The organism is Pseudomonas sp. TE3728 (genome assembly GCF_056279145.1).
In genome coordinates this window covers 6160182-6182797 of the sequence record NZ_JBWBQT010000001.1, presented here as the reverse complement: position 1 = coordinate 6182797, position 22616 = coordinate 6160182, and the positions used below count along the sequence as shown (strand labels likewise).

The following is a 22616-nucleotide window of genomic DNA, read 5'->3' as shown; positions in this document are numbered from 1 at the left end:
CGGGGCCGTGATGGATTAAAGGGTTCAGCAGCATAGCGAGCGCGGTTGGCAGAGAGCAACGGGCAATGCCTGGCGGACACAAAAAACTGTGTCGGGACGCCCGCGATGATTTAGCGATTTCCCCTACACCAAACACCTCCTTTCCCGACTTCTTTTCTCGTTGATCCCCCGCAAAGTCCTGCGCTCCAGATTAATCAGCGCGAGGGACTGCGAATGTTCGAACCTGACAAGGTCCTGGCCTTGAACAATGCCATCGGCTTGCTGGTGGTCGCCGCCATGAACCCCGAGCAGCCGGACGTCGAAGCGTTGCTCGGTGATTTTCGACTCTGCCTCAACGACTACGAGGCCTGGGCGGAAAACTTCTGGACCGGTGGGGCACTGGATGTCGAGCAGGTGTTCAAGGTCGGTAACGAAGTCCGGCTCAGCGCCCCGAAGGACTCCACTACCCCTGTCAGTTCAACGCTCGCCATGTGCCCCGCCAGCGGTCCGTTGACCTTGGTTCATATGTTTGAGGCCGCGCGTTTCGTGCCGATCGGCGATACGCCAGTGATGCTCGAACCGGTTATCTCTCAGCGTAATGGTGAACTGACGTTCGGTGAGCCCGTCCACGAAACCATCGGCCCCGGCGGCATCCTCGAAATCCCCGACTGCTGGCGCGGCCAGCGTTATCGCATCACCTTCTTTCCCACTGTTTGCGCTGATCACGTCAAAGCGCTCTATGCCTCCTATCAAGGCGTGATCGGCGAGCTGGAAGGCTGGTTGCGCAATGAATGGTCGAGCGAATTCGAGCCTTTATGGGCAGGTTTCTCCGAGGCAACCTTCACTCAGCGCTACGGCCTGCTGCAACAGGCCGACTGGCGCGGCCTTGAGCGTGCGCTGCAGGGTTTGTGGGATGACGTGAAGCAGGTCTACGCCCTGGTGGCAGATCTGCAAGCCAATAGCGAAAAACTCCTTGAGTACCTGACCCAAGGCGAGCTCGAGACGCTGCTGAATGCCTCGGCTGAAGCCATCGCCAATGTGTTGCTGATGTTGAGCGATGAACCATTGATGTTCATCCATCTCGCCGCCTTCATCAGTTGGATGAAGATGTTGCCGCCGCAGTACATCGCCGAAGTCGTGGCGCAAATTCGTACAGAACTGTTGATCAGTTTCCTGCTGGTGCGTCTCACCGGCCCTACGGGCCTGAAGCTCGGCATGAGCGCCAAAGTACTGGACAAGATCAAGTCCCGGCAGGCGCGACAATGGTTGGCGGCGGCCAGTTTGCGCCTGGCCGAACTAACGGCCAAATCTGACCTGACAGCCCACGCTGGCGCGCTCAAACCGCTCGTGGTCAGCGCGCGAAATGCACCGCTAAAACCTGCACCAACGGTTCCGCTACAGATCAGCGCCGGCGACTCACCGGTTGTGCAGGTGAACAATCCAGTCGCCATTGCTCGCGACAAGTCCAACGCCATGACCCGGCTGGGGCGTCACGAACTTCACGACGATGCATCGAGTCAGGCGAAAAATCCCAACGGCGACAGCGCCGATTGCGCGGCACTGACCTGCACCAGCGGCTGCCCGGTGTCGATGGTCACCGGTGAAGAGCTGCTGACCCTCACCGACGGTTCGCTGGATGGACTTCTGCCGTTTGCCTTTACCCGGTTGTACCGCACCAGCGCGGCGGAGATCGATTGCGGGCTGGGCTGGGGCTGGAGCCATTCGCTGGCACAGCGGTTGGAGCTGGATGATGAACAGGTCGTCTGGATCGACCATGAAAACCGTCGCACCACTTTTCCGTTGCCGAGCGTCGAGCGCCCGGCGATTCATAACAGCCTGTCACGGGCAGCGATTTATCTTGGGAATGAGTCGCAAGAGTTGATTCTCGCGTTGGCCGGCGAGACGAGCCGGTTCTATCACTTTCGAGAGGGTCGCTTGACGGCGATCAGCGACGCCTACAACAACCGCCTCCACATCACTCGCGACCGTCAGGATCGCATTCAACGCCTCGATAACGGCGCCGGTCGTTCCCTGCTGTTGCGCTACGAGCGCAGGCACCTCGTCGCCATTGAATATCAGTCGTTTCATCCCACCGATGCCGTGGGTGAAGCCTGGAATACAGAGCAGACGCTGGTTTTCTATCGCTACGACGCCCGCCAACGCTTGATCGAAGCGACCAATGCCGCCGGTGAAAGCGAGCGTTACGATTACGACGACCAGCACGTGATTCTGCAGCGGCAACTGGCCGGTGGCGCGAGTTTCTTCTGGGAGTGGGAAAGGTCTGGCAAGGCCGCGCGATGCGTGCGGCATTGGGCGTCGTTTTCCCAGATGGACACGCGTTATGTCTGGGACGACCAGGGCGGCGTCACCGTCCAGAACATCGATGGCAGCCAAGAGGTTTATGTCCACGATGATCGGGCGCGGCTGGTGCGCCGGGTCGAGCTGGATGGCGGCGAACACCTTAAGGCCTATGACGACAATGGCCGGTTGATAGCCGAACAGGATCCGCTCGGGGCGATCACTGAATACCGTTACGACGAAGTCGGACGGTTGGTCGCGCTGGTTCCGCCGCAAGACGAGCCAACATCCTACGAATACCGCAATGGTTTCCTGCACGCGCGCTATCGCGGCAAAGCGGTGTGGAAGTATCAACGCAATGCCCAGGGGGATGTTACCGAAGCCACCGATCCGGACGGCCAGGTCACTCACTACCACCACGACACTCAGGGGCGTTTGCTGTCGATCCGCTTCCCGGACAACAGCCGGCATGTCTTCATCTGGAACGGGCTGGGACAACTACTCGAAGAGACCTTGCCGGACGGCAGTCAGCGGCGCTTTTCCTACGATGCGCTAGGGCGGCAGCTGACCCGTCAGGACGAACACGGTGCGCTCACCCAGTATCAATGGGATGCCGTCGGGCGACTGGTTCAGACGACCCGTCCCACCGGCGCCAGTCGCGCCTTCAGTTACAACGCCTATGGCAAGATCACCGCCGAGCGCGATGAACTGGGCCGCATCACTCGCTATGAATATGCCGACGATTTGCACCTGGTCAGCCGTCGGATCAACCCCGATGGCACGCAACTGCGTTATCGCTACGATAACGCGCAGCTGCTGCTCACAGAGATCGAAAACGAAGCCGGCGAAAAGTATCGCCTGGACTACACGCCCAACGGTCTGATCCGGCAAGAAACCGGCTTCGACGGCCGCCGCACCGCTTACAGCTACGATCTCAACGGCCACCTGCAGGAGAAAACCGAGTTCGGTGATGACGACTCGCAGTTGATCACCGGCTATCAGCGGGACTCGGCTGGACGTCTGTTGGTCAAGACCCTGCCCGATGGCGTCAAGGTCAAGTACCGCTATGACCGCCTCGGCCGACTGGTCAGTGTCGATGACGGCCACGACCATCCGCTGGAGTTCGAATACGACGCCCAGGACAGGCTGATCACCGAGCATCAAAGTTGGGGCACATTGCGTTATCGCTACGACGCGTGCGGCCGACTCAATCACCTGCGCCTGCCGGACAACAGCAAACTCGATTATCACCACGCCAAGGGTGGCGCGCTGACGGCCATTGACCTCAATGGAACACGACTCACCCGCCACCAGTTTGCATTCGGCCGCGAGCAGCAACGCCAACAAGGTCAGCTCACCAGCGAATACTCCTACGATGATCAGGGCCGACTGAAAGCACATGCCGTCAGCCAACAGCAACAAGCGCTCTACCGTCGCGACTATGCCTACAGCCCCAGCGGCAATCTCGACCATATTGCCGACACCCGCCATGGCCAACGCAGCTACCAGTACAACTCGCTCGATCGACTGATCCGCGTCCGCCACTCTCGCGACCAACTACCGGAAAGCTTCGCCCACGACCCGGCCGGCAACCTGCTGATGCAGGACCGGCCCGGCCCGGCCACCGTAAAAGGCAACCGCCTGTTGATGCAGGGCGACTGCCACTTCGATTACGACGCCTTCGGCAATCTGATCCGCGAACGCCGCGGCACCTCGCAAAAACTCGTCACCGAGTACCGCTACGACGGCCAGCACCGGCTGATCGGTGTCACCCTGCCCAATGGCAGTCAAGCCACTTACCGCTACGACGCCTTCGGTCGCCGCATCAGCAAATCCGTCGACGGCAAAACCACCGAGTTCTTCTGGCAAGGCGACCACCTCGTCGCCGAACACAGCCAGGATCACCATCGCAGCTATATCTACGAATCGGGCAGCTTCCGCCCACTGGCCATGCTCGACGGCAAAGGCCCGCGCCAGGCCTGCCCGTTCTACTACCAACTCGACCACCTCGGCACACCGCAAGAACTCACCGACTACAGCGGCGACATCATCTGGGCCGCCCGATACACCGCCTATGGCCGCCTCACCCGCCTCAACCGCGACACCCACCAGGTCCTCGATCAGCCGCTGCGCTTTCAAGGCCAGTATTTCGACGCGGAAACCGGTCTGCATTACAACCGGCACCGCTACTACAATCCGGATGTCGGACGGTACCTGACACCAGACCCGAGCAAGTTGGCGGGTGGGTTAAACGGGTATCAGTACACGCGCAATCCGACGGGCTGGGTTGATCCGTTGGGGTTGAGTGATTGTCCTGGAGGGGATGGGTGTAAGAAGCCGTCGTTTGGGGATGAAGATCCGGCGGGTAAGGTGGGGGTTGATGAGGGGGAGACAAAACTTCCATTTCCAGAAGAAGTCGACTGGACACCACACGGTTACAAGCACAGCCCGTCAAAAAACATGACTTGGAAGGAAACGATAAACTCAACCAAGTCAGGTCCCGCCAAGTACAAGCAAGGAGTCGACATTGAGAGAATGGAACGAGAAGCTTATAAAAATGGCGTCCCTGCAACCAATGGTAAACCTTGGAAAATCAGAGAGTACGAGACCGTCATTGGTGCGAGCGAAGGAAAGCCAAGTCGCTGGATACGTCTAGAGCTAAGCGCCAGAACGATTCATGGACATCCGATTTCGGAGATCGAATTTAGGAGATTGACGAAGTGATTGACCTAACATTTATCAAAGGCAAAATCGTTCACGATGATCTTTCCCCACTGAAAAATATCGATCTCGCCAATCAGATCGACTTACTCAAAGAAGACATGCTGCAAATAGAGTATCCGGGGGCGTTCTTGTTAGATGTCGGCTGGTATCCCTCATTCGACATCACTGGTTCATTTCAAATTAGAGCCATCAAGGACTATGACTGGGATACACCATTATTTTTTGTAAAGGCCGAAACCACTCAGTTACTAATAAAGGAATTGATGGTTGCGCAAAATGTCATCAATAAAAATCAATAATCCAATCGTCTCTGTTATCTAGGATCCGATCACTTATCCCACGAAAAGCCCAGCACATTGCTGGGCTTCTAATCACAAATAACGGGGAGCCCTAACCACCCGAACCATCCGTTCCTCCCCCAGCACTCCCCCCAGAACCACCTGACTCTCCAGACCCACTTCCAGAACCACTCCCCATCGAACTGCCATCGCTCATCGACCCACTTCCCTCCCCCGGGCTGGTGCTACTCCCGTTGGCATCACCACCATTCCCACCACCAATGGTGTCCGGTGGTGGCACCTTCCCATCCGAGGCGCCCGCATTCATTTCCGAGTATGGCGGCATCCCGCCCTTGTCGACCGGCGCATCGCGGCCAGAAGATTGAGCAAACGCCGCCAATGAACTGATCGACAGTAAGCCAACCACCGCCAGGGTCGTCAGTTTTGACCTGATCATGGCGCACCTCCTTTAAAGAGTGCTTTACCTGATGTCTGGCAGCGGTCGCTTTTTAAAGGTGCCGCGCAATCGACGAGCGGCGATGGATCGCTGCGCAGGTTTCAGCTCGGTTCTCCTGATAGATCGTCGCCGGCGATGTCCGGATCATCAGGATGGGCTTCCACATCCCCGCGCTTCACATCATCGGTATCGGTGGGCACCTGCTCCACGCCGGTGTCGTCATCGTCGGGCGGGCGCTGGTCGCGACTCAGGGAGTCGGTGGGTGAAGGCAGCGGGTATTCGGGGGTATCGTCGTCGATATCGGAGTCTTTTGGATCAGCGTTCATAACGCACCTCTCAATGGACCTGAAAAGCAGATCCTGATATTTCGAGGGCAACACGATAGATGCGGTTCGATCAGAAGGACGATCGGTCGGCCGGACCGCAAAGCACGATCACTCGTCGTCTTCCTCGTCGTATTCGTCGTATTCGCAATTGCCCACATCGCCTGCATCATCGGCATCGTTGAGCGGCACCGTGGCGTCGTCCATCAGAGACCCCGGATCTTCGTTGCCAGGATCATTGATTGGACCTTCATCTTCCATGCTTTCGGTTTCCGGAGTCATGACATGCCTCACAACGTTCAGGGGTGTATAGAGTTCGAGGCGTCCTACGGGTAAACGTTCCAGAGTCCTGGTGACAGAAACGAAAAACCCGGCGCTGGGCCGGGTTTCTACTGTCACTCGATGTCGAGTTAGCGATGCTGGTACTTATTCTTATGCTTGTGTTTGTGTTTGCCACCGCCGGAATGCGAGCTGTCGTTGTCATTACCCAGGTTGCTGCCCACCGCACCACCGGCTGCACCGCCCACGCCAGCGCCAATGGTCGAACCGGTGGAGCCGCCCAGACTATTGCCGATCACCGAGCCGCCTGCCGCGCCGATACCGCCGCCAACAGCCGCTTCTGTTCGACTGCCCTTGCGCGCACCGACCGCGCTGCCCGCCGCACCACCGACGCCAGCGCCAACCGCTGCTCCTGTGCTGCCGCCTAATTGACCGCCGACCACGTTACCCAACGCGCCGCCAAGACCACCGCCCACTGCAGCGGTACCGTCGCCGGCAGCCATCGCACCCTGAGCAATCAAAAGTCCTAAAACCACCGTGGACAATGTCAAACGCATGATATGAACCTCTAATTTCCGCATCGGGGGAAGATCGTGCCGCGGATAGGCATCAGTCTGGCATCTGCGTCTGTTGAACAGCAAATCAGATACCGGCTGTAAGAGATTTGAGCCACATACTGCAGAAACGTTCCAAAACGAAGAAGCCCGGCATTGAGCCGGGCTTCTTCAGCGGATCATCTTGGAATCAGTGGCCTTTTTTGGACAGATTGCTGCCCACGCCGCCGCCCAATGCACCGCCCAGGCCGGCACCGATGGTGGAGCCAGTCTTGCCGCCCAGGCTGTTGCCAATCACCGAACCGCCCGCCGCGCCGACACCGCCGCCGATGGCCGCTTTGGTGCGGCTGCCTTTGCGTGCGGCAACAGCACTGCCAGCTGCGCCCGCTACGCCGGCACCAATCGCTGCACCTGTGCTGCCGCCCATTTTCTGACCGACCACATTACCCAGCGCGCCACCCAGACCACCACCGAGCGCAGCGGTGCCATCACCGGCAGCCATCGCACCTTGAGCAAACAAAAGGCCCAGAACCAGAGCAGGCAGTGTCAAACGCATAACGAGAACCTCAAAAAAGGGGGAAACCGAAAGGCCGGAGATTGAATGCTTTAGAGGAGGCAAAGTCCAGACACAAACACAGAACAACCTCGTCATTGGCGACGGTTGGACAGCATTTATGGAAAAGGTTTTATGACAGGCAAAAAAAAGCCCGCTGGGGAGACGGGCCAGGGTACTGCTTTCTAACGGATGAGCTGAGACTACGTAGGCAGGTGTGAAAAGTTTGTGAAAAAACCACTAGTGCTCGCAATGTTGTAGGACATTTCCCCGCATTGCCTCCAAGCATGCTTTTTTCCCTTCAAAAACAAGAAACCCCGCTCAATGGCGGGGCTCGTACGAGTCACTGTTTACTTCCTGGAAGGCGCACCCAGCTTGGGCATGAATTTCGACTTCGGCCCTCGAGTTCGAGGTACCGTAGATTTGATTTTGTTGATTTTGATACGGTCTTCACCGAAGCTCGGCACATAGTCCGTCTGACCACACTGCACGCAATTATTGATTGGAAACTCCGCCCCGTCGTCTTCGATATACGGCTCAGTCATATCTTCGCTCCTCTCAACGGGTCGATACCGGCAAGCCCTATTTGCCTGAAAAATATCGACCACCCAGGATTTTGAGACTAGTCGGTCATTCCCGGACTTGTGATTCAGATTGTTACGTGCCCGACGAATGGCCAGCGCGGCGTCCTACCTCAGCTTGACCGCCGTCCCGGTCACAAACACCACCACCATTCCACCCTTGCCGGCCGGCATGCTGATCTCATAATCGAGCCCTACCACCGCATCCGCCTGAAGTGCCCGCGCCCGCTCCTTGATCTCGTCGGTCGCCTGAATCCGCGCATCTTTCAATGCTCGCTCCAACGTTTGAGAGCGCCCACCGAAAAAATCCCGCATGCCAGCGAACAGATCGCGGATCACGTTGACGCCCTGCACCGACTCGGCGCTGACGATGTCCAGGTAAGCGGTAATTTGCCGGCCTTCGATGGTGTGGGTTGTGGTGGTGATCATGAGATTTCCTTTTTCATAGAGGCACGCATTATTCCTCGGCAGCTAGGTGATGAAAACAAAAGCCCCATATCCGTTGAGCTTGGGATAACGACTCAAGACTACCCGGATAGATGCCGCGCCAATGCCTTAAACGCCGGCAACGTGACAGGATTGTTGGGATGAGTTACTGGCAACAGGATGCGATGCGTAGCTGCAGTGGCGAATGATGACATAAACCCATCAACTAACAGGTGGACGGAACTAGCCTGGAATGGGGCTTTGGGGACAGCTTGAAAAGGTCGTACTCAAAAAGGAGCCAAGTCCTACATATCGTTCGGAAGTTGCCCCCCGTTCGCCCATTGCTCTGGTTTGGAGCGCAAGCCTATAGTCTGGACGTCGCCCAAATGGCGACTCGGGTTTGGCGACTCGACAACAAATGTGCAGAAGCCTCCAGGTTAATTTGCGGAGCGCTTCTGCGCGCAATAAGCTGCTCCATGGTAGCTGTGCGCGGGAGACCTTTGGGTCTGCCGGTTTTCCATTTGTCCGGTTCGCCAACCTGCGTACAGCCGCCACCTATTCGTTTGGCGACGAATGAGTGGTGGTTCTCTCTAATCAGATGGGGCTTCACTCATGCAGCAATACATGGCCCTAACCAGCAACGCCGACGACCAACCCACCCTGTTCTAGTTTGATAAGCGCTGCCGTGACGGTAGATACCGTAACGATCATGCCAATCGCAATTGCCACCGGATACCAGAAGATTTTGCGAGTAATTTTCCCCAGTTCGGGGTTCAGCTTACGCTGCTCGACCACCAACTTCCGGATCTCCGCTCGTAACGTGTCCGATTGATGCACCGAGAGGTTCTCCAGTCGCTACCAAAATCTAGACGCAGCTCGCGCGGCGTCCTTTATGCTCATACTCCCATCCCTTACACGCTAACCCCACATGCTTGGGTATCAACGCCTTCCCACTGCTATAGGCAGTAATGGTTCGCCGAGTAAACCCCAATTCAACAGCTGCCGCCGACAACGAAAGATTGTTGCTCAACATCCAGCGTTTGAAATCGCTGGTAGGCATGACCTCTCCGGATTGCTCCAAAGCCAGCCGATGCAACGTCGTAGCGGCGAGTTCAAGATCATCCCCCCATGTCACATCGAATCCCCACTCGCCTACCGCGGCTTGGCTGAAAAACGCCAAATCCTGTAGTGGCTTGAGCGCAGGAAAGGTTTTGATATGTTCAGTGACATCAACGGTATGCCGCTTACCGTTGCTCCACTCGACGTTAAGGGCATGTTTGCCGGCAACTGGTTGCACAGCAGAAATGCGAAGCTTGCTGGTCATGAGTCAGTTCCTCCGGTTTTGCTCATTCCATACACGCCAAAGATCGGCGGTATGTGCTCTTGCCCAAAGCAGGGCTGCTTTCAAGGCTTTGGTTTCGGCGCCTTTGCCTAAGACAATAAGCCCTTCTATTTGAACCAACGACTCCCCATCTGGCGTCTGCACATGAAAGTGCGGCGGCGCATGGTCGTCGGGATAGATTTTTACTTTCCAGTTTCGTTCGCTATGAAGGGTAGCCATGGGGCGATGCTAGAGAATTTTTTTCCCTAGCACAACCCATGATTTTTTAGGACGCAGAAACCACAAAACCCCTGACTTCTCTCGAAATCAGGGGTTTTGTGTACATCGAATTTGGCGGTGAAGGAGAGATTCGAACTCTCGATACAGTTTCCTGTATACACACTTTCCAGGCGTGCTCCTTAAGCCACTCGGACACTTCACCGTATCTCGTCAAACATGTTCTGTCTGTCGAGGCGCGCTAATGTAGTCGAAAGCTTTTCTGATGGCAAACTTTTTTTGCAGAATTTTCATGCGGTTAGCGATTTAGTCGTTCCGCTGGGTGCCGTGCCATGGCAAACCCGCCAATCTCCGGCTTCGCGCCCTCTTCTATATAGAGGGGAATGCGCGGCTGGCGTGGCCGGCAACGCTTGCCGGGCGGGGAAAAGGGTGACCGGGTGGTCAGTCATGGCGCTTTACCTGGCCTACGGCGGTGGGTAACGTCTGCCCTACTTTATTAGAAGGATTGGCGTCATGAGTGAGTTGATTTCTTACCATCTCGAAGACGGTATCGCGACCCTGACCTTGAGCAATGGCAAGGTCAATGCCATCTCACCGGATGTGATTGTTGCGTTTAACGCTGCGCTGGATCGGGCAGTGGCGGATCGGGCGGTGGTGATCATTACCAGTCAGCCGGGGATTTTTTCGGGTGGTTATGACTTGAAGGTGATGACGGCCGGCCCTAAAGAGGCGATTGCACTGGTGGCTGCCGGTTCGACGCTGGCTCGTCGCCTGCTGTCGCACCCGTTCCCGGTGGTCGTGGCGTGCCCTGGGCATGCGGTGGCCAAAGGTGCGTTTATTTTGTTGTCGGCCGACTACCGCATTGGTGTCGATGGCCCGTTCAGCATTGGTCTGAATGAAGTGCAGATCGGCATGACCATGCACCATGCCGGTATCGAGCTGGCGCGTGATCGTCTGCGCAAGTCGGCGTTTCATCGCGCGGTGATTAATGCCGAGATGTTCAATCCACAGAGTGCTGTGGATGCCGGTTTCCTTGATCTGGTGGTGTCGGCCGAAGAGCTGCAAGGCGCAGCGCTGGCGGCGGCTCGTCAGTTGAAGAAGCTCAACATGACCGCCCATAAAAACACCAAGCTCAAAGTGCGCAAGGCGTTGCTGGAGACGCTGGACAACGCGATCATCCTGGATCAGGAGCATATGGGTTAAGCCCGAACGCGCTGTACCGAAAAGCCCGACCGTCGTGTCGGGCTTTTTCTTGCGTGTCTGGTTCAAAACCTTACAACCGCTCTAAACCATAAGTCGGAAACAAGCGCTCAAACATCGGCTATCTCCCACTTCTATAGCGGCAATTGCCGAAAACAGTGCACATCCGTACACTGCGCCACCTTTTGTCCCGGTGGGCCCTTTAAATGCTGTTTGTGTTTCGTATGTTATTGATGGGCTTGCACTTTATTCTGGCCGGCATGCTTGGGGTGATTCTCGGTCTGTGTCGGCCGTTCAATCCGGACAACAGCCGTTTATGCGCACGTCTGTATGCGTGGCCGGCGATGTGCATTCTGCGTTTGCGGGTGAAGGCCGACGTCGGGCCGTTAATGGATAAGCCTGACAGCTGCGTGATCATTGCCAACCACCAGTCCAACTACGATCTGTTTGTGTTCGGCAATGTGGTGCCCCGCCGCACCGTGTGCATTGGCAAGAAGAGCCTGAAGTGGGTGCCTTTGTTCGGGCAGTTGTTCTGGCTGGCCGGCAATGTGTTGATCGACCGCGGCAATGCGCACAAGGCACGCCAGTCGATGCTGACCACGACTCGCACCTTGCAACATGAAGACACCTCGATCTGGGTCTTCCCGGAAGGCACGCGCAACCTCGGCGAAGAACTGCTGCCATTCAAGAAAGGCGCGTTCCAGATGGCGATTGCCGCGGGCGTGCCGATTGTTCCAGTGTGTGTCAGCAGTTACGTCAAACACATGCGATTGAACCGCTGGCGCAGTGGGAAAATTCTGATCCGTTCGCTGCCGGCGATTCCTACGGCTGGATTGAGTCTGGATGACATGCCGATGCTGATCGCCCAGTGCCGTGAGCAGATGCGCGAGTGCATCGACTCGATGGATCGGCAACTGCAGGCCGCCTGAAAGAAGCCCGCCCTGTGCGGGTTTTCTTTTGCCTGCGAACTCTACAGATTTTGCTGACTCTCAAGCAGCAGACAAGGTTAAGCTGAATCCTGCTTGCCACTGCATTTTTGCTTAATACAAAGCGCTAATAAGAAGTGAACCAAAATCATGGGTAGAGTCGTTGCTGCTGCGGTTTACAGCGCCGGTAAAAAAGTCACCAATATCACCCTCGACGAAGGCGCTGCCTGGGCTGCCAAGCCAGGCCATTTTGTGTGGATTGGCCTCGAAGAACCGAACGCCCAGGAGCTGTTCAATCTGCAACGCCAGTTCAATCTGCACGAACTGGCCATCGAAGATGCCCTGGAAAAACACAGCCGACCCAAGCTGGAGACGTTCGGCGACGCGCTGTTTATCGTCACGTATTCGCCTATCCGCAATGAAGGCAAACTGCAGTTCATCGAGACTCATATCTTCGCCGGCAAGGGTTACATCATTACCGCACGCAATGGACATTCGGCGTCCTACGCGTACGTCCGACAGCGCTGTGAGGCGCGGCCGCTGTTGTTGGAGCATGGGGAGGATTTCGTACTCTATGCCATCCTCGACTTCGTGATTGAAAACTACCAGCCGATGGGCGAAGCGATCCATGCCGAGATCGATGAGCTGGAACAGAACGTTATGTGCGGTTCCCTGAACGAGCGCGACATCCAGAAACTCCACAGCCTGCGCCGCGATGTATTGCGCTTGCGCCGGTATGCGGCACCGATGGTGGAGATCGGTGAGGAACTGCAAAAGCTGAGCTTTCCGTTCATCGACAAGAACATGCGCCCGTATTTCCGCGATGTGCAGATTCATGTCACGCGGCAGATGGAAGACCTGACGACTCTGGCGGACATCGCCAGCCAGACCATCGAGGTCGGGGTGTTGCTGGAGGCGTCACGCCAGAGTGTGGTGCAGCGCAAATTTGCGGCGTGGGCGGCGATTCTGGCGTTCCCGACGGCGGTGGCCGGGATCTACGGGATGAACTTCGAGAACATGCCGGAGTTGACTTGGCATTACGGGTATTTAGGGGTGTTGGGGTTTATTGCAGTGGGGTGTGTGGGTTTGTGGACGAGTTTCAAGCGGTCGGGGTGGTTGTAGTCAGGACCGAGTCGTCTGCGAAAATCGCGAGCAGGCTCGCTCCCACAGGGTTTCGGCGTACCTGTAGGAGCGAGCGGTGCGGCGATCCGACTTGCCCGCGAAGCTTTTAAGGCTTAACCGACTCACCCTCAGGCTTATGCGCCACAAACCGCATCATCCATTCTGCGACGGTAGTGCCGTGATGCTCGTGTTCAAGACTGGCCATACCTTTCGAATAAATCTGCTCGCCCAGCGCTTCCTGACGAATATCCAACAACGCCCGTGAGTAATCGTGAATGAACTCCGGGTGCCCCTGGAAGCACAGCACTTGATCGTTAATGTGGTACGCAGCGAACGGGCAAAAATCGCTCGAAGCAATCACCGTAGCGTTTTCCGGTAGCGCGGTGACCTGATCCTGATGGCTGATCAGCAGCGTCAGCTCTTCCCTCAGTGGGCTCATCCACGGCGCCTTGGCCGCGAGTTTGTAGCTATGGGTGCCGACGCCCCAACCCTGGGTCGCCCGCTCGCTCTTGCCGCCCAACAGTAGCGCCAGCAATTGATGGCCGAAGCACACGCCCAGCAGTTTGTCGCCGCGCTCGTAGCGGTTCAGCAGGTACGTCTTGAGGGTTTGAATCCACGGGTCGGTGCCGAAGGAATCGGCCTTGCTGCCGGTGACCAGATACGCATCAAAGGTCAGGTCATCGCTGGGATAATCGCCCTGCATCACGTTGTACACGGTGAACTCGGCAGCGATGGGTTGCTGCGAAAACAGACGCTGGAACATCTGCCCGTAACCCTGATATTGATCGACCAGTTCCGGACGCAGGATGTCGGTTTCCAGAATGCAGATGCGTAACGACATAAAAAATACCTGACACATGAAGGGAATAATGCACACCCCAGAGCCTGCCTTGAAACACCGTGGCAAGGCAAGCCCCGGAGCGCGTCATCGGTCCCTTAGAACGTCCCTTAAAACAACGCGTCTTTGGCGGCTTTCTCCAGCAGCAGCGCAGGCGGCGTGAAGCGCTCGCCGTACTGCTCGGCCAGGTACTGGGCGCGGGCGACGAAGTCTTTCACGCCATACTGATTGATGAACTGCAGCGCACCGCCGGTCCAGGCCGCGAAGCCGATGCCGAAGATCGAGCCAACGTTGGCATCCGCCGTCGAGGTCAGCACGCCCTCTTCCATGCAGCGTACGGTTTCGATGGCTTGGACGAACAGCAGTCGATCGCGTATGTCCTTCGGCGAAATCTGCCCATCGGCTTTCTCGAAGCGGGTTTTCAGCTCTGGCCACAAATGCTTCTGTCCTGTGGCCGGGTAATCGTAGAAACCACCTCCAGCGGCCTTGCCCGGACGCTTGTATTCCTTGAGCAGCAAGTCAATCACGGCGAACGCCGGGTGCTCAATCAGCGGTTTCCCTTCTGCTCGCAGGTCTTTGGCGGTTTGCTCGCGGATATGGCTCATGAGGCTGAGGGAAACTTCGTCGGAGATCGCCAGAGGTCCGACAGGCATGCCGGCCTTGCGCGCTTCGGTCTCGATCATTGGCGCGCTCACACCTTCGCCGAGCATGGCGATGCCCTCGTTGGTGTAGGTGCCAAATACTCGTGAGGTAAAGAAGCCGCGACTGTCGTTGACCACGATCGGTGTCTTCTTGATTTGCAGGACGAAATCGAAGCCGCGAGCCAGGGTTTCATCGCTGGTATGGGCACCTTTGATGATTTCCACCAGCGGCATTTTCTCCACGGGACTGAAGAAATGCAGGCCGATGAACTTCGTCTGGTCCGGCACGGCGGTGGCCAGGCCACTGATCGGCAAGGTCGAGGTGTTGGAGGCGATGACCGCATCCGGCCCGACGACGGTTTGCGCGGCTGATGAGACCCTGGCCTTCAGTTTGCGATCTTCAAATACCGCTTCAATGATCAAATCGCAACCGGCCAGATCCGCATCGTTTTCGGTGACATGGATTCGCGCCAGAATCGCCTCGCGCTGCTCCCGGGTTAACTGACCCCGCGCAACCTTCTTGTCCAGCAACGCCGCCGAGTGCGCCTTACCCTTCTCTGCTGCGGCGAGATTGATGTCTTTGAGCACCACGTCGATGCCGGCTGATGCGCTGACAAACGCGATGCCCGCGCCCATCATCCCGGCGCCGAGCACGCCGACTTTCTTCGTCACGTAAGGCGCTATGCCTTGGGGCCGCGAGCCGCCGGCATTGATCTCATTGAGCTGAAACCAGAACGTGCCAATGAGGTTTTTTGACACCTGGCCGGTGGTCAGCTCGGTGAAGTAGCGGGTTTCGATCAGGTGCGCCGTATCGAAATCCACCTGGGCGCCTTCCACCGCAGCACAGAGGATTTTCTCCGGCGCGGGCAGACAGCCCTGGGTTTTGCTGCGCAGGATCGATGGCGTGATGGCTAGCATCGGCGCGAGCTTGGGATCCGACGGCGTGCCGCCAGGAATCTGATAACCCTTCACGTCCCAGCGCTGCACAGCGACCGGGTGAGCGACAATCCACGCCCGCGCCTTGGCCATCAGTTCATCGCGATCGACGGCCAACTCGTCGATCAACCGCGCCTGCAACGCCTGTTGCGGGCGGATTTTCTTGCCTTCAAGCAAATACGGCAGAGCTTTTTCGATGCCCAGCATGCGGACCATGCGCACTACCCCGCCGCCGCCCGGCAACAGGCCAAGAGTGACTTCCGGCAAACCCAGCAGCACCGACGGGTTGTCCAGCGCGACGCGGTGATGACAGGCCAGACAGATTTCCCAACCGCCACCGAGCGCTGCGCCATTGATCGCAGCGACCACCGGTTTGCCGAGGGTTTCCAGGGTGCGCAGTTGGCCCTTAAGTGTCAGCACCATGTCGTAAAAGGCTTGGGCTTCGGGTTTGCCGACCTTGATCAGTTCATTGAGGTCGCCGCCGGCGAAGAAGGTCTTCTTGGCCGAGGTGATGATCACACCAATGGCGTCCTTGTCGGCGACCAGTCGGGCGACGCAGGTGGCCATGGCGTCGCGGTAGACCGCGTTCATGGTGTTGGCACTCTGGCCCGGCATGTCGATGGTCAGGACGACAATCTGGTCCTGACCCTTTTCGTAATGGATGGCTTGGGTCATGGCAATTTTCCTTGAGTCGGATTTTCTTAAAGTCAGGCTCAGAGTCGTTCGATGATGGTGGCAATGCCCATGCCGCCGCCGACACACAATGTCGCCAGGCCATAGCGCAGGTGCCGGGTTTCCAGTTCATCGAGTAGCGTGCCGAGAATCGCGCAGCCGGTGGCGCCGAGCGGGTGGCCCATGGCGATGGAGCCGCCGTTGACGTTGACCTTGTCGGAGTCGATGGCCATGTCCTTGATGAACTTGAGCACCACCGAGGCGAACGCTTCGTTGACTTCGAACAGGTCGATGTCTTCGACCCGCAGCCCGGCCTTGGCCAGCGCCTTGCGCGTGGCCGGCGCGGGGCCGGTGAGCATGATGGTCGGGTCAGTGCTGGTGACCGCCGTGGCGACGATTCGCGCTCGTGGCTGCAAACCCAGCGCCCGGCCCTTCGCTTCGGAGCCGATCAGCATCAGCGCCGCACCATCGACGATCCCGGAACTGTTGCCCGGCGTGTGAACGTGGTTGATCCGCTCGATCTGGCTGTAAACCCGCAATGCCGTAGCGTCGAAGCCCAATTGCCCGATCATTTCGAAGCTCGGCTTGAGTTTGCCCAGGCCTTCCATCGTTGAGTCGGCACGAATGAATTCATCGTGATCGAGCAGGATGATGCCGTTCTGGTCTTGCACCGGCACCAGCGACTTGTCGAATGAACCATTCGCCCGCGCCCGCGCTGCCTTCTGCTGGGAGTGCAACGCGAAGGCATCGACGTCCTGACGGCTGAAACCTTCAATCGTGGCGATCAGGTCCGCCCCCACGCCCTGAGGGGTGAAGTGGTTGTGCAAATTGGTTTCCGGGTCCAGCGCCCAGGCGCCGCCGTCGCTGCCCATGGGCACGCGGGACATCGATTCGACGCCACCGACTACCACCAGGTCTTCGAAGCCGGAACGCACTTTCATCGCACCGAGGTTCACCGCTTCCAGCCCCGACGCGCAGAAGCGATTGAGCTGCATACCGGCCACGCTGACGTCCCAATCGGCCACCTGCGTGGCGGTCTTGGCGATGTCGGAACCCTGATCGCCGATGGGCGTCACGCAGCCGAGCACCACATCATCAACCTGACTGGTGTCCAGGGACGTGCGCTGCTGCAGCGCCGTCAGCAGCCCGGCGACCAGATTCACTGGCTTGACGCTGTGCAAGGCGCCATTGGCCTTGCCTTTACCACGGGGCGTGCGTAATGCGTCGAATATCAAAGCCTGGGTCATGACGTCCTCGAACCTGGTGGTGAATGAAGATCAAAAGATCGCAGCCTTCGGCGGCTCCTACAGGAGACCGTGTGACCCTGATCTTTATGCCCTCACCTTATGCCCAGCAGCTGTGGATTCAATGACCACAGTGCTCATTGATGTTGACCCTCACGCTCGGACGAACGGTAGTCGGCTATCGGATAAACCGATTCCCGTCACCAAGCTGTCTAGCAAACGGGCGCCCAAGAAGCTGGCCATAAGCCTCATTCTTTTTTAACAGCGATGAGTGCTCAACACATACGAAATGGATCTAAGCCAAGCGTGACGCGGGCCCTAAGGTAAACCTGTACGAAGTTGTCGTCGGGTTTTGCCGAGGCACTCGTCGCCCTACAGGAAGTGCAACGCTCTGCCGTCATGGATATGCAGGCAGGCACCAGGAAATAACAAAAAAGGCGGTCAAGCCATGTTCAAACATTCGAAAGTTCGTCAAGCCGGGCTCATTCTATTCGCCACTACGCTGTTGTTGATTTTGCCGAACCTGACCAAGGTGATTGGCTGATCGAGCATCAGGGTTTTCATTTCGCCTGATAAAAATGTGATTGGCTCGCTACCCGGGTCAGCGTGGCTGTGCCAACCTTTGCGGCACTTCCACGACATGGACGGCGATCACTTGAAAGCGCTCACTCTATTTGGGGCCTTGCTGCTCAGCATGCCTCTGTCTGCCGCACAGCTGAATCTGGAGCTGGGCGCGAGTTCTCGCACCTGGCAGACCGAGCAATTGCTCAAGCATCCTCAGGTTCAGACCATCACGATCACCAACGACGTTTCCTACAAACGGGACATGAGCTATCGCGCCGTGCCGTTGGCGGCGTTGTTGACGGGCATCAAGCCTGACGATCATCTGCAAGCCGTTGCCCTGGACGGTTTTGCCGCCGAATTGACCGCCGCGCCGTTACTCAATACCCAAGGTGCACGGGCCTGGCTGGCGATTGAAGACCCGGCCAAGCCTTGGCCACCGTTGTCAGAGGGCAAGCACAGTGCGGGACCGTTTTATCTGGTCTGGACCGATCCACAAGCGGGCAATATCAGCCCCGAGCAATGGCCGTTCGAAGTCGCGAGCATCAAGCGCATGGCCCCGGTGGCCGAGCGCTTCCCTGCCCTGCTGCCCGATCCTGCGCTGAAGGCGGACGATCCAGTGAACAAGGGCTTTGCGCTGTTTCAGAAGAACTGCCTGGCGTGTCATCGATTGAATGGCGCGGGGGATGCGCAGTTCGGGCCGGACCTGAATATTCCGTTCAACCCGACCGAGTACTTCGGCGCGGATTTCCTCAAGCGCTACATTCGTGATCCGCAGAGCTTGCGTCAGTGGCCACAGGCGAAGATGCCGGCGTTCGCGACAACGGTGTTGCCAGAGGGGGATCTGGAATTGTTGGTGGGGTATTTGAAGCATATGGCGGGGCGCAAGGTGAAGCCCTGACACCAATCCCCTTGTGGGAGCGAGCCTGATCGCGATAGCGGACGTTCAGTCAGTAAATCTGTGGCTGACACACCGCTATCGCGAGCAGGCTCGCACAGGGGATTTGTGAAATCCCGGATTACTGCTGTTGCACCGAAATCACCGGCGCTGGCGTCGGCGAGACAAACACCTTCGCATGCATCTGCTCGCACCCGCCACCACGACGCATGCCGCGTACCGGGCAGGCGTCGAGATAATCCAGGCCCACCGCCAGTTTCAGGTGACGCTCCGGACGGGCCAGTTCGTTGGTTACGTCGAAGCTGTACCAGGCGTCATCCAGCCAGGCTTCAGCCCAGGCGTGACTGGCCAGGTGTTCACAGTTCTCGCTGTACAAATACCCCGACACATAACGCGAGGGAATGCCCAGGCTGCGGGCGCAGGCGAGAAACGCATGGGTGTGGTCCTGGCAGACCCCGGAACGCCCGGCGAAAGCCTGGGCGGCGCTGGTGTCCACTTCGGTGGAACCCGGCGTGTAGGTCATGTGCTGGTTCAGGCCATGCATCAAATCGATCAGCGCCGTACGATCCCGGCGTTGTTTGCAGGCCTTCTCGGCGAATGCACGCAGCGCTTCGTCGGCCTCGGTCAGGCGCGTGAAGCGCAGGAACGGCAGCGCCGACTGGCTTTCATGCTCGGCTTCGCGCAGTTCGTCGATGTCCACCTGACCACGGGCGCCGATGATGATCGCTTCGTGAGGTTCGTCCAAGGTCAGCACATGCAGAATGTTGCCGAATGGATCGAGTTGCGCGCGCACCGGGCGTGGCAGGTCGAGCTGCCAACTGAGCACGTGCTGACGTTCGCTGTCGTGTGGGGTCAGTCGCAGGTACTGGATGCTCGCCCGCACCTGATCTTCGTAGTGATAGGTGGTCTCGTGGCTAATGGAAAGTCTCATGCAGCCTCCAGGTAGGAACTGTGTATGGCGTTGCCCAACTGGCGCACCAGCGGGATGAACTCGGTCAGCCAGGCATGCAGGCCTTCGTCGAGGATTTCGTTGATACCGGTGTAGCGCAGGCGCGCGTCCATTTCTGCCGCCAAACGCTGGGCAGGACGGCCGTTGGCCCCCGGCAATTGGGCGAGGATCTGGTCGATTTCTTCGGTGCAGGCCCGCAAAGATCGCGGCACGTCGGCGCGCAGCAGCAACAACTCGGCCACATGCCGGGCGCCAGGGGCGTCGCGATAGATCTCGGTATAGGCCTCGAACGACGACAAGGCCCGCAGCAAGGCGCTCCACTGGTAATACGCGTGAGCGGTGCCATCACTGACCGCTTCGGCCTGATCGCCGGCCATTTCGTAACGGGCGTCGAGCAGGCGCAAGGTGTTGTCAGCCCTTTCGATAAAGGTGCCCAGACGAATGAAGCGGAACGCGTCATTACGCATGATGGTGCCGTAGGACGCGCCGCGGAACAGGTGGGAACGTTCCTTGATCCACTCACAGAAACGGCTCATGCCGTAGCGACTCAAGCCCTGCTCGGCGATCCCGCGAATCTCCAGCCAGGTGGCGTTGATGTTTTCCCACATGTCAGCGGTGATTCGCCCACGCACCGCATGGGCGCTGGCTCGCGCGGCACCGAGGCAGCTGTAGATGCTCGCCGGGTTGGCCGCATCCAAAGCAAAAAAGTGCAGCAGCCGTTCGGCATGCAGATCACCGTGACGCTCCAGGTAATCGTCCAGAGTGCCGGTGATCAGCAACGGCATGGCGAGTTCGTGCAAGCCGTCGCCACGACCGTCCTGAGGCATCAGTGACAGCGAATAACTGATGTCAAGCATCCGTGCGAGGTTTTCGGCCCGCTCCAGGTAACGCGACATCCAATACAGATCCGAGGCAGTTCTACTTAACATGGCAGGCTTCCTTCAATCCTCGACCACCCAGGTGTCCTTGGTTCCGCCGCCCTGGGAGGAATTCACCACCAGGGAGCCTTCGCGCAAGGCGACACGGGTCAAACCGCCGGGCACAACCCGGGTTTCGCGGCCAGACAATACAAACGGACGCAGGTCGATATGGCGTGGAGCGATGCCGTTTTCGACAAAGGTCGGACAGGTCGATAAAGACAACGTCGGTTGGGCGATGTACGCGTGGGGTTTGGCTTTGATCCGCTCACGGAAAGATTCGATTTCCGCCGCCGTCGCCGCCGGCCCCACCAGCATTCCGTAACCACCGGAGCCCTGGGTTTCCTTGACCACCAGTTCTGGAAGATTGGCCAGCACGTGGGACAGCTCAGAGGGATTACGACACTGCCATGTCGGCACGTTCTTCAGGATCGGCTCTTCATCCAGATAGAAACGAATCATGTCCGTGACGAAGGGGTACACCGACTTGTCATCCGCGACCCCGGTGCCGATGGCATTCGCCAGCACCACGTTGCCGGAACGGTAGGACGACAGCAGACCTGGAACGCCGAGCATCGAATCCGGATTGAACGCCAACGGATCGAGGAAGGCATCGTCGAGACGCCGGTAGATCACGTCGACGGCTTTTGGCCCGTCCGTGGTGCGCATGAACACCTTGTCATCACGCACGAACAGGTCCGCGCCTTCCACCAGTTCAACGCCCATTTCCCGGGCCAGAAATGCATGCTCGAAAAACGCGCTGTTGAAGCGCCCCGGCGTCAGCACTACCACGCTCGGGTTGTCGATCGGGCTGGAGCTTTTCAGGGTGTCGAGCAACAGGTTCGGATAGTGGTCGATCGGCGCGATGCGCTGGGCTGCGAACAATTCGGGGAACAATCGCATCATCATCTTGCGATCTTCGAGCATGTAGCTCACGCCGCTGGGGGTACGAAGATTGTCTTCGAGCACGTAGTACGTGCCGTCGCCATCGCGCACCAGGTCGACGCCGGAAATGTGCGAATAGATATCGCGGTGCAGATCCAGCCCCTGCATCGCCAACTGGTATTGCTCGTTGGCCAGCACTTGCTCGGCCGGGATGATGCCGGCCTTGATGATGCGCTGCTCGTGATAGAGGTCGGCAAGGAACATGTTCAATGCCTTGACCCGCTGAATGCAGCCGCGCTCGACGACCCGCCATTCGCTGGCGGGGATACTGCGGGGAATGGTGTCGAAGGGAATCAGGCGCTCTGTCCCTTGCTCATCACCATAGAGCGTGAATGTAATCCCGGCACGATGAAATAACAGATCGGCCTCGCGTCGCCGTTGTGCCAAAAGCTCGTCAGGCGTTTCGGCCAGCCAACGGGCAAACTCCCGATAATGCGGGCGGACCTGGCCGCCGGCATCGTACATCTCATCAAAATAGGTGCGGATCATGCCGTACTCCTTGTCACCCGGACATCCAGGCCTTCGCAAGGCCCGTGCCATCGGCATAAACGCTTTGATATCAATCAGTTGGATAATGACGCCACACGCACCGCACCAATTCTGTGCGGTAAATGCCCCAACCAGATTGCCCCCGCTTCATGGCGAAGCAATGCTGTCGCCTATCAGCAGCATAGCCAGAGTTGATTTCACTGCCCGGGGAGCGACGCGGATAATCCGCGCATTCGCTGGAAAACCTGACCGAAACTTCCCTTTAGCC

General features: G+C 58.1%; 22 protein-coding genes and 1 tRNA gene. 6 read left to right on the top strand and 17 right to left on the bottom strand.

Annotated features, from left to right (window positions below):
- The first annotated feature begins 213 nt into the window (after window positions 1–213).
- Complete coding sequence (locus ACZ89R_RS27410; RefSeq protein WP_429547518.1) at window positions 214–5001, top strand: RHS repeat-associated core domain-containing protein; 4788 nt, start codon at window positions 214–216, stop codon at window positions 4999–5001.
- On the top strand, window positions 4998–5300 hold the full coding sequence (locus ACZ89R_RS27405; RefSeq protein WP_429547519.1) for a hypothetical protein: 303 nt from the start codon (window positions 4998–5000) through the stop codon (window positions 5298–5300). The genes ACZ89R_RS27410 and ACZ89R_RS27405 overlap by 4 nt, the downstream gene beginning before the upstream one ends.
- Before the next feature lie 91 nt (window positions 5301–5391).
- Here ACZ89R_RS27405 and ACZ89R_RS27400 read toward each other — a convergent pair whose 3' ends face one another.
- From ACZ89R_RS27400 to ACZ89R_RS27350, 11 genes are all read right to left on the bottom strand, one after another.
- A complete protein-coding gene (locus tag ACZ89R_RS27400) occupies window positions 5392–5736 on the bottom strand; it encodes a hypothetical protein (protein ID WP_429547520.1) in 345 nt (114 codons plus the stop codon).
- A 101-nt stretch (window positions 5737–5837) separates the two neighbouring features.
- Entirely contained in the window at window positions 5838–6062 is a 225-nt protein-coding gene (locus tag ACZ89R_RS27395; RefSeq protein WP_063342996.1) for a hypothetical protein, read from the bottom strand.
- Between the two features lie 108 nt (window positions 6063–6170).
- On the bottom strand, window positions 6171–6341 hold the full coding sequence (locus ACZ89R_RS27390; RefSeq protein ID WP_168185114.1) for a hypothetical protein: 171 nt from the start codon (window positions 6339–6341) through the stop codon (window positions 6171–6173).
- Window positions 6342–6469: 128 nt separating this feature from the next.
- A complete protein-coding gene (locus ACZ89R_RS27385; RefSeq protein ID WP_429547521.1) occupies window positions 6470–6895 on the bottom strand; it encodes a glycine zipper domain-containing protein in 426 nt (141 codons plus the stop codon).
- A gap of 187 nt (window positions 6896–7082) precedes the next feature.
- Window positions 7083–7448, bottom strand: coding sequence for a glycine zipper domain-containing protein (locus tag ACZ89R_RS27380; protein ID WP_192346936.1), 366 nt, complete (start codon window positions 7446–7448; stop codon window positions 7083–7085).
- A gap of 347 nt (window positions 7449–7795) precedes the next feature.
- Entirely contained in the window at window positions 7796–7990 is a 195-nt protein-coding gene (locus ACZ89R_RS27375) for a hypothetical protein (RefSeq protein WP_008072999.1), read from the bottom strand.
- A gap of 144 nt (window positions 7991–8134) precedes the next feature.
- The gene (locus tag ACZ89R_RS27370; RefSeq protein ID WP_007902143.1) at window positions 8135–8455 is read right to left on the bottom strand and encodes a YbjQ family protein; all 321 of its coding nucleotides are present in this window, start codon (window positions 8453–8455) and stop codon (window positions 8135–8137) included.
- Window positions 8456–9082: 627 nt separating this feature from the next.
- Window positions 9083–9289 (bottom strand): hypothetical protein, encoded by a 207-nt coding sequence (locus tag ACZ89R_RS27365; protein WP_429547522.1) that lies wholly within the window; start codon window positions 9287–9289, stop codon window positions 9083–9085.
- A 28-nt stretch (window positions 9290–9317) separates the two neighbouring features.
- Window positions 9318–9776 carry a DUF2442 domain-containing protein gene (locus ACZ89R_RS27360; RefSeq protein WP_429547523.1) on the bottom strand — a complete coding sequence of 153 codons (459 nt, stop codon included), beginning with the start codon at window positions 9774–9776 and terminating at the stop codon, window positions 9318–9320.
- Window positions 9777–9779: 3 nt separating this feature from the next.
- The gene (locus ACZ89R_RS27355) at window positions 9780–10013 is read right to left on the bottom strand and encodes a DUF4160 domain-containing protein (RefSeq protein WP_429547524.1); all 234 of its coding nucleotides are present in this window, start codon (window positions 10011–10013) and stop codon (window positions 9780–9782) included.
- 112 nt (window positions 10014–10125) lie between these two features.
- Window positions 10126–10215, bottom strand: a tRNA-Ser gene (locus ACZ89R_RS27350).
- Between the two features lie 308 nt (window positions 10216–10523).
- Here ACZ89R_RS27350 and ACZ89R_RS27345 point away from each other — a divergent pair.
- From ACZ89R_RS27345 to ACZ89R_RS27335, 3 genes are all read left to right on the top strand, one after another.
- Window positions 10524–11213, top strand: a complete 690-nt coding sequence (locus ACZ89R_RS27345; RefSeq protein ID WP_123496361.1) for a crotonase/enoyl-CoA hydratase family protein — start codon at window positions 10524–10526, stop codon at window positions 11211–11213.
- Between the two features lie 203 nt (window positions 11214–11416).
- On the top strand, window positions 11417–12139 hold the full coding sequence (locus ACZ89R_RS27340) for a lysophospholipid acyltransferase family protein (RefSeq protein ID WP_008073003.1): 723 nt from the start codon (window positions 11417–11419) through the stop codon (window positions 12137–12139).
- A 147-nt stretch (window positions 12140–12286) separates the two neighbouring features.
- Window positions 12287–13258, top strand: coding sequence for a magnesium and cobalt transport protein CorA (locus tag ACZ89R_RS27335; RefSeq protein ID WP_429547525.1), 972 nt, complete (start codon window positions 12287–12289; stop codon window positions 13256–13258).
- Window positions 13259–13364: 106 nt separating this feature from the next.
- Here ACZ89R_RS27335 and ACZ89R_RS27330 read toward each other — a convergent pair whose 3' ends face one another.
- The 3 genes from ACZ89R_RS27330 to ACZ89R_RS27320 form a co-directional block, all read right to left on the bottom strand.
- Window positions 13365–14099, bottom strand: a complete 735-nt coding sequence (locus tag ACZ89R_RS27330) for an amidotransferase (RefSeq protein ID WP_429547526.1) — start codon at window positions 14097–14099, stop codon at window positions 13365–13367.
- Between the two features lie 107 nt (window positions 14100–14206).
- A complete protein-coding gene (locus ACZ89R_RS27325) occupies window positions 14207–16348 on the bottom strand; it encodes a 3-hydroxyacyl-CoA dehydrogenase NAD-binding domain-containing protein (RefSeq protein WP_429547527.1) in 2142 nt (713 codons plus the stop codon).
- A gap of 38 nt (window positions 16349–16386) precedes the next feature.
- Window positions 16387–17592, bottom strand: a complete 1206-nt coding sequence (locus ACZ89R_RS27320; RefSeq protein ID WP_429547528.1) for an acetyl-CoA C-acetyltransferase — start codon at window positions 17590–17592, stop codon at window positions 16387–16389.
- A gap of 637 nt (window positions 17593–18229) precedes the next feature.
- Between ACZ89R_RS27320 and ACZ89R_RS27315 the strand changes: the two genes are divergently transcribed.
- Window positions 18230–19051, top strand: coding sequence for a c-type cytochrome (locus tag ACZ89R_RS27315; RefSeq protein WP_429547529.1), 822 nt, complete (start codon window positions 18230–18232; stop codon window positions 19049–19051).
- A gap of 118 nt (window positions 19052–19169) precedes the next feature.
- Here the strand turns inward: ACZ89R_RS27315 and ACZ89R_RS27310 are convergent, their stop codons facing one another.
- From ACZ89R_RS27310 to ACZ89R_RS27300, 3 genes are read right to left on the bottom strand one after another with little or no spacing between them, the layout of a single operon-like run.
- On the bottom strand, window positions 19170–19979 hold the full coding sequence (locus ACZ89R_RS27310; protein ID WP_429433531.1) for a transglutaminase family protein: 810 nt from the start codon (window positions 19977–19979) through the stop codon (window positions 19170–19172).
- Window positions 19976–20926 carry an alpha-E domain-containing protein gene (locus tag ACZ89R_RS27305; RefSeq protein ID WP_010456611.1) on the bottom strand — a complete coding sequence of 317 codons (951 nt, stop codon included), beginning with the start codon at window positions 20924–20926 and terminating at the stop codon, window positions 19976–19978. Before ACZ89R_RS27305 ends, ACZ89R_RS27310 begins: the two co-directional genes overlap by 4 nt.
- A gap of 12 nt (window positions 20927–20938) precedes the next feature.
- Window positions 20939–22348, bottom strand: a complete 1410-nt coding sequence (locus ACZ89R_RS27300) for a circularly permuted type 2 ATP-grasp protein (RefSeq protein WP_007902187.1) — start codon at window positions 22346–22348, stop codon at window positions 20939–20941.
- Window positions 22349–22616 lie beyond the last annotated feature (268 nt).